The organism is Actinoplanes sp. L3-i22, assembly GCF_019704555.1.
Lineage (GTDB): Bacteria > Actinomycetota > Actinomycetes > Mycobacteriales > Micromonosporaceae > Actinoplanes.
In genome coordinates this window covers 4,268,984-4,281,562 of the sequence record NZ_AP024745.1, presented here as the reverse complement: position 1 = coordinate 4,281,562, position 12,579 = coordinate 4,268,984, and the positions used below count along the sequence as shown (strand labels likewise).

Below are 12,579 nucleotides of genomic sequence, written 5' to 3'. Positions count from 1 at the left end.
ACGTACGCCGAGCGAGAGCCGTTCGGAACTGTGCAAACGGAACGACTCCATGGCCGGACGACAACCGGCCGACGGCCGCCGCAACCTGCCGCGCCAACTCGCTCACCGGCCCATGCTCGCACGACTCGTGACCTGTCATCATGCGTGAAGCGGCGTCCTATTGATCGACGATGAAGGCTGGTGAGCAGCTCCTCATGAGCACCGACTGGTTGCAGTGGCACGACGCCTACGCCGGCCTGGCCGGCCGACTCACCGCCGTCCAAAACCAGATCGAAAGGCATTTAACCAACACCAACCCCGATTCGGTACGAGTAATCAGCGCCTGTGCCGGCGACGGCCGCGATCTGCTCGGCGTTCTGGCCGGGCGCAAGGACGCCGCTCGGGTCAGCGCCCTGCTGGTCGAATACGACGCCACCCTGGCAGCCCGAGCCCGGGAAGCCGCCGAGCCCCTGCCGTCAGCGATCGAGGTCGTGCGGGCCGACGCGGCCCGCAGCGACGTCTACGCGCACGCCGTCCCCGCCGACCTGGTGCTGCTCTGCGGCATCTTCGGCAACATCAGCGACGCCGACGTGCGGGCAACCATCGAGGCAGCGCCCGAGCTGTGCGCCCCCGGAGCCGAAGTGGTGTGGACCCGCCACCGCCGCGAACCCGACCTCACGCCCGCCATCCGGGATTGGTTCGCGGGTGCGGGCTTCGACGAGGTCGCCTTCGTCGCCCCGGAGAACGAGACCTGGTCGGTCGGCGTCCATCGACTCGCCACCGCACCGCGCCCGTTCGAACCCGGCCGCCACTGGTTCACCTTCCTCCGGTGACGAGAATGCCAGGCGCTGCTCGGCAACGTGAGCATCCATCGCGGCCGGCATCGGTGGTTCAGTGGGCGACCGCGGTGGCCTGCTGTCCCTTCGGGAAGTGTGGGCGCAGGTCGGCGGCCAGCAGCCGGTCGAGCAGTCGGTCGGAGAGGATCCGGGACAGGCGGGTGAGCATGGCGGCGTCGCGGCCGATCGTGTAGCGGGTGCGCGGGCGGCGAGCCGTCGCGGCCTCGGCGATGATCCGGCCGGCGGCCTCGGCGGACAGCCCCGACTTGGTGAACGCCGTAGCGTGGCTGATGACCGCCTGCAGCAGCCCGCCGTAGCGCCCGCGCTCGACGGCGGTCATCGCGGCGACGGTCTCGTTCATCCGCTCGATGCCACGCCCGGTCATCTCGGTGCGCACCCCGCCGGGTTCCACGACCACGACCTGCACCCCATGCGGGGCGAGTTCGCGGCGCAGCGCATCACTCATCGCCTCCATCGCGAACTTGGCCCCGGCATAGGCCCCGTAGGTCGGCATCGCCACCTTGCCGCCGATCGAGCTGATGTTCACCACCCGCCCGGAGCTGGCGTGCAGGGCGGGCAGCACGGCCTTGGTGACCGCGATGTGCCCGAAGAGGTTCACCTCGAACTGGTGCCGCCACTCGGGCATGGACAGCAGCTCGACGGGTGCGTTGACCGCGATCCCGGCGTTGTTGATCACGGCGCGCAGCGGGCGGCCCGCCGGGTCGTCGGCGATGCGGCGGGTGATCGCCTCGATCTGCTCCGGCTCGGTGATGTCGAGCAGTACCGGCTCCACGCCGGTGGTGCGCAGCGCGTCGGCGTCGGCCTGGCGGCGGACGCCGGCCAGCACGTGGTAGCCGCGCCGGGCCAGCTCGCGGGCGGTGGCGGCGCCCATGCCGGTGGAGGCGCCGGTGATCAGGATCAGCTGTTCATCTGACGTTGTCATATGAACGAGACTAGCTTTTCAGCTGACAATGTCAAGTGAGACGTCTGACAACGTCAGGTAGATTTGCCGGCGTGGTGACCAGGGTGGAGAGCGCGGCGGCCACGCGGCGCACGTTGATCGACGCGGCGGCCGACCTGCTCGACGAGGGCGGACCCGACGCGGTGACCCTGCGGGCGGTGGGCGCCCGCGCCGGGGTGTCGCGCAGCGCGCCCTACGGGCACTTCCCGGACAAGGACCACCTGCTCGCCGCGGTGGCGACCGAGAGCTGGGAGGCGATCGGCGCGCAGCTCGACGCCCTGCTCGCCGAGCAGGGCGGATCGCCGGCCGAGCGGCTGCACCGGGCGCTGGCCGGGCTGATGCAGGTCGGCCGGGCCCGCCCGCACGCCTACGCGCTGATGTTCACCGCGCCGACCGCGGAGACCCCCGACGCGATGGCCGCGGTCTCGCGCACCCACGACCTGTTCCTGTCGCTGGTCGCGGACGTGGTCGGCGATCCGCAGCGGGCCCGCCCGATCGGCGCGCTGCTGATGGCCGGCGTGCAGGGCGTGGTCGCGATGGAGAACAACGGCCACCTGACCGCCGAGAAGTGGCAGGTCACCGGCGACGAACTGCTCACCATGCTGATCGGCCAGGTGACCCCTAGCTCGCCTTGATCGACAGCAGGGACCGGTCGGTGGCGACGATCAGGCGCCGACCGGCGGTAGCCACCGCGATGGCGTTGCCGTCGATGCGCCGGGACGGCAACGGCGTGCCGTCGTTGGTCCGGAACCGCAGGAGCACGCCGTCGAGCCCGAGTGCGATGCTCGCGCCGTCGCGACTCAGGCACGGTGTGGTGATCCAGTACTGCGGCCCGCCGTCGACCTCGACCCGGCGCTGCCAGACGACGAACCCGTCGGTGTCGGTCAGCAGCAGGTCGCCGCGGTAGCCGGAGGTGTCCCGCTTGTCGATGATTCCGGAGGTCTCCCAGATCACCAGGTAGCGGCCGTCCGGCGCGAAGACGGCGGCCGGGATCGTGTCGCGGGCCGCCCGCTCGATCCGCGCGAGGGGCTCCAGGGCGCCGTCGTCGGTGACCCGGTCGACGCGTACGTGCGCCCCGGTTTGAAATGAGCAGGTCGTCGCGAGCAGCGTCCCGTCGGGCGAGAACGCCACCGAGCCGTTGCGCTCGCCGGCCTCCGCGTCGGCGGTGATCCTCCGCGTCTGCAGGTCGAACAGCATGATCCGTTCGAGGCCCCCGGCCGCGGCCAGCAGCCGGCCGTCGGGCGAGAACGCCAGGGCGGTGATGTCGCACAGCTCGTGGATCAGCTGCGGGTTCGCGAAGTCGTCGCCGCGCAGCTCGACCGGGCCCTCGGTCGGCGCGACCGCGACCAGTGGGCGGCTCGGATGAACCGCGAGGTCGCCGATCGCGGCGTGCTCGGTCGCGACGATCACTTCCGGCCACATCTTGTCGAGGCCCCAGCGGACCAGGGTCGCGTGCCCGGCGACGTCGAAGGCGGTGCGCCCGGCGCCGCTGACACGCAACGCGGACTGCGCGCTCGCGACCACGGTGCCCGGATCCATGGGCTCGGTGAGCGGAGCATCCAGGGCCAGGCCGCGGGCACGCGCGAGGTGCGCCGGGCTACTGCCGCCATTGTCGCATACGGACGCATCGGCGCCCGCCGCCAGCAGCAGCGCGACCATCTCGACGTCGCCGGACCGGACCGCGCAGTGCAGCGGCGTCTCGCCCATCCAGCCACGCGCGGTCGCTGCCGCCGGATCCTCGTCCAGCACCCACCGCAGCGCCGGCAGGTCACCGGCGCGCGCCGCCGTGAACACCGCTGGTTCCCGCATCGGTCCACCTCTCCCCCGTGATCACCCATTCTGTCGCACGGGATCATGTCAAGAATCTTTGACTCGATGTAAAAGATGTTTTACCTTGTACGGCATGACCACTGAGGAACGGCGGGCCTGGTCCCTGGCAGTGACCAGCGTGGTGGCGTACGTGAGCTATCTGGTGCTGCTCGCGGCCGGGCTGGACTACGCGCCGGCGCTGCTCTGGACGGTCGGCGGCGCGATCGTCGTCAACATCGCCGTCGCCACGTTCTTCAGCGGGGACGGCCGGCGCGACCAGCGCGACCGTGAGATCGGCCGGTTCGGCGAGCACATCGGGCAGTCGCTGGTCGTGGCCGGAGCGCTGGCCGCGATGCTGCTGGCGCTGGCCGAGGTCGGCTACTTCTGGATCGCCAACGTCATCTACCTGGCGTTCGTGCTCTCGGCGGTGCTCGGCTCCACCGCCAAGCTCGTCGCCTACCGCCGCGGCTTCCATCCGCAGTAGGGCCGTTGCAGGGCAGGTCACCCATCGCCTTCGGGTGGCGTTCCCGATTCCCCCGTACGCATGCGTAACCGGGCGAGAGCGACCTGCCTCCCTGCAACGATGTCCATGCTCGCCGGTGGACCTTGTACGAAGCGTGGGAGACTCGTACTTTCCTTGTGGATTTCTTGAATCGCCTGGTGGGCGACGGGCGTGCGGAGGTCAGTTGGCGGCGGAGTTCGGTGTGCTCGGTGTGGTGCAGGCCCGGATCGACGGGCGGCTCGCCGAGCTGGGGCACGCGCGGCAGCGCTCCGTGCTGGGCATCCTGCTGGTGGAGGCGGGCCGGCCGGTCACTGTGGACCAGTTGATCGACCGGGTGTGGGGCGGGCACGCGCCGCAGCGGGCGGCCGGCGCGCTCTACAGCTACCTGTCGCGGCTGCGGGGTGCGATCGCCGGCGCCGACCGGGTGGAGATCCGGCGCGAGCCGGGCGGCTACCTGCTCACCGTGGATCCGCAGACGGTCGACCTGCACCGGTTCCGCCGGCTGATGACCCAGGCCCGGGCCGCCGAGCCGGACCGGGCCGCCGCCGACCTGATCACCCAGGCGCTGGGGCTGTGGCGCGCCGACCCGTTCGCCGGGCTGGACACGCCCTGGCTGGACGGGATGCGGCGCACGCTGCTCGGCGAGCGGTTCGCCGCCGAGCTGGACCGCAACGACGTGCTGCTGCGGCTGGGCCGGCACGGGGAGCTGCTGGCGGGCCTGCTGGCCGCGGTCGCCGAGCATCCCCTCGACGAGCGGCTGGCCGGGCAGGCGATGCTGGCGCTGTACCGGTGCGGGCGCCAGGCCGACGCCGACGAGCAGTACCGGCGGATCCGCCGCGGCCTGGCCGACGAGCTCGGCAGTGATCCGGGGGCGGCGCTGCGCCGGCTGCACGAGCAGATCCTGGCGGCCGAGCCCGCGCTGGAGGTGCCCGCCGGTGGACCCGGGGCGCCGGTCGCCGCACCGGTGCAGGTGCCCGCCCAACTGCCGGCCGACGTGCGCGCGTTCACCGGCCGTACCGAAGAGCTCGCCGCTCTTGATCGTCTTTTGGTTTCGCCCGGTGGGGACGAGCCGCCGCTGACCGTCGCCCTGCTCTCGGGCACCGCCGGGGTGGGCAAGTCGGCGCTGGCCGTGCGGTGGGCGCACCGGGTCCGCGACGCGTTTCCCGACGGGCAGCTGTATGTGAATCTGCGCGGTTACGACGCCGAGCAGCCGGTCGCCGTCGGGGACGCGCTGGCCGGGTTCCTCAGCGCGCTCGGGATACGCGGGCCGGAGATCCCGGCGGGCACCGACGAGCGCGCCGGACGGTACCGCTCCGAGGTCACCGGGCGGCGGATGCTGGTGCTGCTGGACAACGCGTCCTCGGTGGAGCAGGTCCGGCCGCTGCTGCCGGGCACCGGCTCCTGTCTGGTACTGATCACCAGCCGCGACTCGCTGCCCGGCATGGTGGCCGTGCACGGCGCCGAACGGGTCAACCTCGATCTGCTTCCGCTGGGCGACGCGCTGGGGCTGCTGCGCAGGCTCATCGGGGTACGGGTGGACGAGGAGCCGGCCGCCGCCGAGGTGCTGGCCCGCTCGTGCGCGCGGCTGCCGCTGGCCCTGCGGATCGCCGCCGAGCTGGCCGCCGACCGCGGTGACGTGCCGCTGACCGAGCTGGTCGCCGAGCTGGGCGATCACCGGGTGCGCCTGGATCTGCTGGATGCCGGCGGCGACCCCAGGGCCGAGGTACGGGCGGTGTTCTCCTGGTCGTACCGGAACCTGCCGGCCGCCGCGGCCCGGGTGTTCCGGCTGCTCGGGCTGCACCCGGGCGAGACCGCGCACGTCGACGCGGTGGCCGCGCTGACCGATACCGATCCCGGTGAGGCGCGCCGGCTGCTCGGTGTGCTGGTGCGTGCCAGCCTGGTGCAGGCCGGCCGCGGTGGCCGCTACAGCATGCACGACCTGCTGCGCGCCTACGCCGGTGAGCTGGCCGCCGGTCACGACCCGGAGCCGGAGCGGCGGGCCGCGCTGACCCGGCTGTTCGACCACTATCTGGCCGGGTCGGTGGCGGCGACGGCCACGCTGTATCCGCAGGACGGCGCCGCCGTGGACGGCGATCCGGACGCGGCCCGGGCCTGGATCGAGGCGGAACGGCCCAACCTGGCGGTGGTCTGCACGTATGCGACCGCGCACGGCTGGTACCGGCACACCGTCGAGCTGGCCGAGACGCTGTTCCGGTATCTGGACGCGGGCGGGCCGGCCGTCGAGGCGGTCACCGTCACGGCCTCCGCGGTGGCCGCGGCGCAGGCCGGCGGCGACCGGGCGGCGCAGGCCCGGGCGCTGTCGCACCTGGGGCGGCTGCACCGGCGACAGGGCCGGCCACACAAGGCCGCCGAGACGTACCGGCAAGCCTTGGATCTTTATGCGCAGCTGGGTGAGCCGGCGGCCGAGGCGATGGTGCTGCGCAACCTGGGCAGTGTGGACTGGTTGCTGGGCGACTACCGGCAGGCCGCCGAGCACTATCAGCGGGCCTGGACGCGGTACGAGCAGCTGGCCGACGACGCCGGGCAGGCCGACGCGCTGGTGCGGCTCGGGCTCATCGACGCGCGCCTGGGCGACGAGAAGCAGGCGGAGCAGCGGTTCACCTCGGCGCTGGAGCTGTACACGGCGCTCGGGGACCCGTTCAGCGAGGCGTACGTGCTCTCGCTGCTGGCCCGGCTGCCGCACCGCCCGGCGCCGCTCGAGCAGGCCGCCGCCGCGCTGGAGCAGAGCCTGGGCACGGTGCGGCGATCCGGCGACCGGACCGCCGAGGCGTACGTGCTGAGCGACCTGGCCGCGGTGCTCGCCGGTCAGGACCGGCTGGCCGAGGCGGCCGGGCACCTGCGCGCGGCCCTGGTGCTGCACCGGCGCATCGGCGACCGGGCCAGCGAGGCCGAGGCGCTCAACGACCTGGGCCGGGTGCTGCGCGCCGGCGGCGACATCGGCGAGGCCCGGGTGCAGCACGGCCAGGCCCTGGAGCTGTCCGAGGAGATCGGCGACCGGTACGAGACGGCCCGCGCGCACGACGGCATCGCCGCGGCGCTGCGCGAGGCCGGCGACCTCGACCGGGCGCGGTCGCACCAGCAGCGGGCCGGTCAGCTCTTCGCCGAGCTGCGGGTCCCGGTGCCGGCCGCGCGGTGATCAGGCCCGGCGCACCCCGTCGATCCACAGCACGGTGACCGGGCGGTCCCGGGAGCGGGCGTAGGCGACGATGTCGGCGGTGCCGCCCAGCCCGCGGGCGGGCAGCCCGTCCCAGAGCGCGAACAGGTGGTCGCAGCGGTCCACCACGGCCTGCCCGGCGGCCAGATAGCCCTGGTCGCACGGCTGCGGGAACGGCATGGTGAGCACCGTCGCCGCGGCCCGCACGTACGTCTCGAACCGGGCCTGGCCGCCGTCGGCGCTCAGCGTGCCGGCATACGGCCCGCACGGCGCGGGCAGCACCGCCTCGAGGGTGCCGCCGGTGGCCAGCACGTGCGCGGCGAACAGCTGGTCGGCGCCGTCGGCCAGGCAGGAGACCCCGAGCAGGCCGGCGCCCTCGGGCAGCACCCGGCGCCAGTGCTCGCGCGCGCGGTCGGCGATGCGCGGCGGCAGCGTCCGGTGACCCGTGATACCGAACCGCACATCGATTCCCTTCAGCAGGTGGACTGGTGGGGCAGTTCCGGAATGTACTGGCTCCACTCGGTCGCGGTCAGCCCCCGGCCGCTGATCGCGCAGGCCTGCCCACCCGGATCGGCGGCCAGCTCGGCGGGCACGGTGGTGTCCCAGAGCGTGACGCTCTTGCTCGCCGCGCCGTAGGTGCCGCCGGCCGCCAGGGTCCGCCCGTCCGCGCTGATCGCCACGTTGTAGCTCTGCAGATCCGGGGTCTTCATGGTGGCGAACCGGACCGGGCTGGCCGGGTCGGCGATGTCCCAGAGCATCATCGCGTTCTCGAAGCTCACGCTGGCCAGCGTGGTCCCGTCCGCGCCGAAGGCCACCCAGCGCACCGTGTTGCTGTGCCCGGTCAGTACGGCGACCTGGCTGGGCTGCGCCGGGTCGGCGACGTCCCACAGCAGGATGGTCGAGTTGTCGGTGCCGGCGGCCAGGGTGCGCCCGTCCGGGCTGAACGCCAGCGAGGTCGCGCTGTAGCTGATGAAGTCGTTGAGCGCGATCGAGGTGATCTCGGCCGGGGCGGTCCGGTCGGTGATGTCCCACAGCGACACCGCGTAGCCCTCGGAGAAGGCCACCGTGTGCCCGTCCGGGCTGAACGCGATGGCCGGCACCGGGTTGTGCAGCGTCAGATCGGTCAGCTTGTCGGGATTGCGCGGATCGGTCAGGTCCCACCAGGTGGTCTTGCCGTCGCGGCGCCCGACGATCAGGGTCCGGCTGTCCGGGCTGAAGCGCACCGAGCGCACGATGTCCCCGCCGTCGTCGACGGTGGCCAGTTGTACCGGCTCGGCGGGGTTGCTCATATCGAGCAGCGTGACCTTCTTGTCGGTGCCGGTGACGGCCAGGATCCGGCCGTCCGGGCTGAGCGTGATCCCCTCGGCCGTGCCGTCGGTCAGCGGCACGGTGGCACCGCGGACCGGGGCGGCCGGATCGCTCAGGTCCCACGGCACCTCGCTGCCCTGATAGCCCGCGGTGATCAGCGAACGATCGCCGGCCCCGAACGCCAGGCCCACGATCGGCCCGGGGAACGGCCCGGGCAGCGTCGCGGTCGCCTTGCGGGGGTAGCGGCCCTGGGTGCTCCACAGCGTCATCGCCGAGCGACGGCTGCCGACGGTGGCCAGGGTGCGCCCGTCGGTGCCGAAGCTCATCGACTTGATCGGGCCGTCGCGGGTGGTCACGCTGGCCAGCACGGTCGACAGCCACGGCCACGCGTCGTCCTCGACGGCCCACCAGGTGACGCTGCCGTCGGTGTCGGCCATCGCCAGCGTGCTCCCGTCCGGGCTGAACGACATCGCGCTCAGCCGGGCGTCGCCGGGCGCGGCCAGCTGCGAGCCACCCAGCTGCGGCGAGGCCGGATCCTGCAGGTTCCACATCCACACGTAGTCGTTGGCCCCCTCGACCGCCACCATCGGCAGCGCCGGGTTGACCGCGATGATCGCGTCGGTGATCTGATCGCCCCAGGTCAGCGCGAGCTTGGCGCCCGCCACCGGGTGCGCCGGATCGCTCAGGTCCCAGACGGTCACCGCGGCGCCGCTGCTCACCCCGGTCCGCCCGTCCGGACTGAACATCAGCGGGTACGCCGCGGGCAGCGTCGCGAGCATGACCGGCTCGGCCCCGGCCAGATCCCACAGCACGGTCTGCTGATCCTGGTCGCTGACCGCGACGGTGTGCCCGTCCGGGCTCAGGTTCACCGCCGTGATCCCCGCCGCGTCACTCAGCGTCGCCTTCAACGTGGGGTGCGCCGGATCGCTCACGTCCCACAGCGTCGCCTCCGGACCACGATCCAAAACCGCGAGCGTACGTCCGTTGGGGCCGGCCGCCAGCGTGGTGGCGCCGCTCGTGGCACCGGGCAGGGTGGCCAGCCGGACCGGTTTCGCCGGGTCGGCCGTGCTCCACAACGACACCGCCCCGGCCGTGCCGACGGCCGCGACCGCCTGCCCGGCGATGCCCTCGACCTGGCTCACGTCGCCGAGCACCCCGGCATAGTGCGTCGCCATGATCAGGTGACTGAGCTGCTCGCCGGTGCGCGCGTCCGGGTTCAGCCGCTGCGCGGCCACCCCCAGCATCAGCGCCTTCTTCGGATCGTCGGTGATCATCGCGCGGGCCCGGCGCAGCAGCCGGCCGCTGATCTCGACACGCTGCTGCAGGGCCGCCGCCTCCCGCTGGCGGCGGGCCTCCTCGGCCGCCTCCTGGGCCAGCTTCTCCTGCCGCTTGCGCTCGGCCTCGGCCTGATCGGCCAGCACCAGGTACGCCTCGGCGAGCTTCTTCTGCTCGGCCGCCCGCGCGCTCGCCTGATCCGCCAGCGCCTGCTGCCGGCGGGCGTTGGCCATCTGCCGCGCCGCGTTGGCCTTCTGCCGCTCGGCCTCCGCGCCGGCGCTCTTGGCCAGTGCCTGCTGCTGCTCGGCGTTGGCCTTCTCACGCAGCGCGGCGGCCCGGTACACGCCGGCTTCGGCCTGCTCGCGCTTGGCCTCGGCGGACGCGTCCTCGGCCAGCGCCCGCTGATCGTGGGCGAGCTGGGTCTGGCGCTGCGTCTCGGCCTTCGCCACCCGCGCCCGGTCCTCCTGGACCTGGGCGTTCTCCTGCTGGCGCTGCGACTCCTGGGTGGCCCGCTCGGCGTTGCCGCGCTGCTGCGAGGCGACCTGCTGCTGCTGACGGGCATCGGCCGCCGCGGCGGTGGCCCGCTCGGCGTTGTGGACCGCGACCACCCCGGTCAGCGACGCGACCACGGTCAGCAGCACCAGCATCGCCGTGGCCACCGTCCACAACCGGCGGGCCCGCTGGTGCTGGCGGACGTCCTCGCCCTCCAGCTCGTCCTTGCTCACCCCGTGCATCGGCGCGGCCAGCTGCGCGATGGCGTCGCGGAAGCGGACGTGCTGCAGGCTCAGATGCAGGTCGTCGCGGGCCCAGCGCAGGTCCAGGAACAGCGGCTCCTCGGCGAACACGCCCCGCAGCGCGGCCGGCACCGCGGTGGAGCCCTCGGTGAAGTCGCGCGCCGCCGCATCCCAGCGCCACTCGCCGTCGGTCACCACCGGCAGGATGTGATCGGCCGACTTGGTCGCCAGCCAGTGCTCGATCTCCCGGTTCACCCACGGGGAGGCGGCCGCCTCCGGCGAGGCCAGCAGCACGAAGTGGTTCGAGCCGTCCAGCGCCTCCTGAATGGAGGTCCACAGCTTGGGGGTCACCGCCAGGCCGGTCTGATCCCGAAAGATCCACAGTGCGCGCCGCTGGTGCCACGGCTTGGCCAAGCGGTGCAGACCGCGCTGAACAGCCGGTGCCAGCCGCCCGTCGGCGGCGTGACTGTAGGAGATGAACCCATCGAATGGCATGACTGTTCCTGCGGTTGACGTGATCAGCGGGGGCTGATTCTCCATGGCGGCGGTCCACAGGTAAAGCGAGCGGACTTTTGCCACACACCAGGAGGGACCGGATGGCGGGGAGCTGTGGTCGTGTGCTTTGATCTACCCAGGCCGGGCATTCTCCCCCGTGAATGCCCGGCCGTTAAAACGTTCACCCGGTGCCTGTCCCCGGGTGTCACCGAGACCGCGACCGGCCTGCCCCGATCACCCAGTCCGGCAGCGGCTCGCAGAGGGCAGCCCACTCGGCGGCCACGCCGGTCACGCCGGTGCGGGCGGCGACGATGCCGCCGACGATCGCGCACGTGGTGTCGGTGTCGCCGCCGGGCAGTGCGGTCGCCCACAGTGCCTCGGTCAGCTCGTCGAGGTGGGCGGCGGCGCACCAGAGCGCGAACGGGACGGTGTCGGCGGCCGAGATCAGCTCGCCGCAGCCGACCATCCCGGCCACGTGCCGCGGGTCGGCGGAGGGCGCCACCCGGGCCACCCGGCGCAGGCGCGAGGCGACCTCACCGTCCGGCGTGCGGGCGGCGACCGCGGCGACCAGCTCGCCGCCGGCGATCCCGGTGACGGCCAGCGCCGCCGCGACCGCGACCGCCACCGCGCCGGCGATCGCCTCCGGGTGCGCGTGGGTCACCTCCGCCGAGCGGGCCGCCTCGGCCACCACCGTGTCCAGGTCGCCGGCGAACCACGCGCCCAGCGGGGCCACCCGCATCGCCGCACCGTTGCCCCACGAGCCCATCCCGTCGAACTTGCGCCGGGTCACCTGCGGCCAGGCCTGGCCCGCGCCGATCGAGCGCAGCACCTCGTGCATGGAACCGCCGTAGGACCGATAGGGATCAGCGGCGTACGACTCGGCGAACGCCTCCGCCAGCGCGTCCTGCTCGACGTGCCCGTGCCGGTCCAGGATCCGCAGCAGCGACAGCGCCATCGCGGTGTCGTCGGTCCACGACCACGGCCCGTCGGCGAGCACACGCTGATCCAGATCGGTTTGCACCGTCGCGGCCGGCCGCAGCAGCCACGTCTCGCCGAACGCGTCACCCAGCGCCAGACCCCGCATCGCCGACTCCGCGGCACCCCGATTCGTCACCTCGACGATCATGCCCGGAGCATCCGCGCTGGGCCACCGGGATACCGGCGGGCAGAGCCGGCGGCAGCCGCCCGCATGGGGGGCATCTGGGCGGCTGCCGCCAGGTCCGCGCCGCCCGCACCGGGCAGCCTGGCCGATCAGCCACCGAGGTGCGCTGTCGTCCATTGAGATAGACGTTCACCGGCGCCGTTTGGTGCCTCACCACGACAATGATCGATCTCACATCGGCCGCCGGGGTGACGGTCGGCGACTCCACCTGGGACTCCAACGCCGTACGCACAGGGGGTTTTGTGGTTGAGGAATTAGAAAATGCCGGAGCGGTACGCGTTTTCGATTCGCTCGACGAGACGCCGCTCGCCAACGCCGGGTGACGCGGGCGGGTGCGACAGCT

The 12,579-nt window shown here is 73.0% G+C and carries 10 protein-coding genes; 5 read left to right on the top strand and 5 right to left on the bottom strand.

The window, feature by feature from the left end; translation table 11 throughout:
• Positions 1-194: 194 nt before the first annotated feature.
• Positions 195-812 carry an SAM-dependent methyltransferase gene (locus L3i22_RS18780; RefSeq protein WP_221328252.1) on the top strand — a complete coding sequence of 206 codons (618 nt, stop codon included), beginning with the start codon at positions 195-197 and terminating at the stop codon, positions 810-812.
• A gap of 58 nt (positions 813-870) precedes the next feature.
• Here L3i22_RS18780 and L3i22_RS18775 read toward each other — a convergent pair whose 3' ends face one another.
• Positions 871-1,758 (bottom strand): SDR family oxidoreductase, encoded by an 888-nt coding sequence (locus L3i22_RS18775; protein ID WP_221328251.1) that lies wholly within the window; start codon positions 1,756-1,758, stop codon positions 871-873.
• A gap of 71 nt (positions 1,759-1,829) precedes the next feature.
• Here L3i22_RS18775 and L3i22_RS18770 point away from each other — a divergent pair, with 71 nt between their 5' ends.
• Positions 1,830-2,411, top strand: a complete 582-nt coding sequence (locus L3i22_RS18770) for a TetR/AcrR family transcriptional regulator (RefSeq protein WP_255658382.1) — start codon at positions 1,830-1,832, stop codon at positions 2,409-2,411.
• On the opposite strand, the gene L3i22_RS18765 is transcribed toward L3i22_RS18770, so the two are convergent.
• The gene (locus L3i22_RS18765; protein ID WP_221328250.1) at positions 2,398-3,585 is read right to left on the bottom strand and encodes a WD40 repeat domain-containing protein; all 1,188 of its coding nucleotides are present in this window, start codon (positions 3,583-3,585) and stop codon (positions 2,398-2,400) included. The two genes, L3i22_RS18770 and L3i22_RS18765, sit on opposite strands and share 14 nt — an antisense overlap.
• A gap of 94 nt (positions 3,586-3,679) precedes the next feature.
• Between L3i22_RS18765 and L3i22_RS18760 the strand changes: the two genes are divergently transcribed.
• Both L3i22_RS18760 and L3i22_RS18755 read left to right on the top strand, forming a co-directional pair.
• Entirely contained in the window at positions 3,680-4,069 is a 390-nt protein-coding gene (locus L3i22_RS18760) for a hypothetical protein (RefSeq protein ID WP_221328249.1), read from the top strand.
• 202 nt (positions 4,070-4,271) lie between these two features.
• Positions 4,272-7,244 carry a tetratricopeptide repeat protein gene (locus L3i22_RS18755; protein ID WP_255658381.1) on the top strand — a complete coding sequence of 991 codons (2,973 nt, stop codon included), beginning with the start codon at positions 4,272-4,274 and terminating at the stop codon, positions 7,242-7,244.
• On the opposite strand, the gene L3i22_RS18750 is transcribed toward L3i22_RS18755, so the two are convergent.
• From L3i22_RS18750 to L3i22_RS18740, 3 genes are all read right to left on the bottom strand, one after another.
• The gene (locus L3i22_RS18750; RefSeq protein WP_221328248.1) at positions 7,245-7,724 is read right to left on the bottom strand and encodes a hypothetical protein; all 480 of its coding nucleotides are present in this window, start codon (positions 7,722-7,724) and stop codon (positions 7,245-7,247) included.
• Between the two features lie 11 nt (positions 7,725-7,735).
• Complete coding sequence (locus L3i22_RS18745) at positions 7,736-11,074, bottom strand: TIR domain-containing protein (protein WP_221328247.1); 3,339 nt, start codon at positions 11,072-11,074, stop codon at positions 7,736-7,738.
• A gap of 205 nt (positions 11,075-11,279) precedes the next feature.
• On the bottom strand, positions 11,280-12,200 hold the full coding sequence (locus tag L3i22_RS18740) for an ADP-ribosylglycohydrolase family protein (RefSeq protein WP_221328246.1): 921 nt from the start codon (positions 12,198-12,200) through the stop codon (positions 11,280-11,282).
• Between the two features lie 197 nt (positions 12,201-12,397).
• Between L3i22_RS18740 and L3i22_RS18735 the strand changes: the two genes are divergently transcribed.
• Positions 12,398-12,559 carry a hypothetical protein gene (locus L3i22_RS18735; RefSeq protein ID WP_221328245.1) on the top strand — a complete coding sequence of 54 codons (162 nt, stop codon included), beginning with the start codon at positions 12,398-12,400 and terminating at the stop codon, positions 12,557-12,559.
• Positions 12,560-12,579 lie beyond the last annotated feature (20 nt).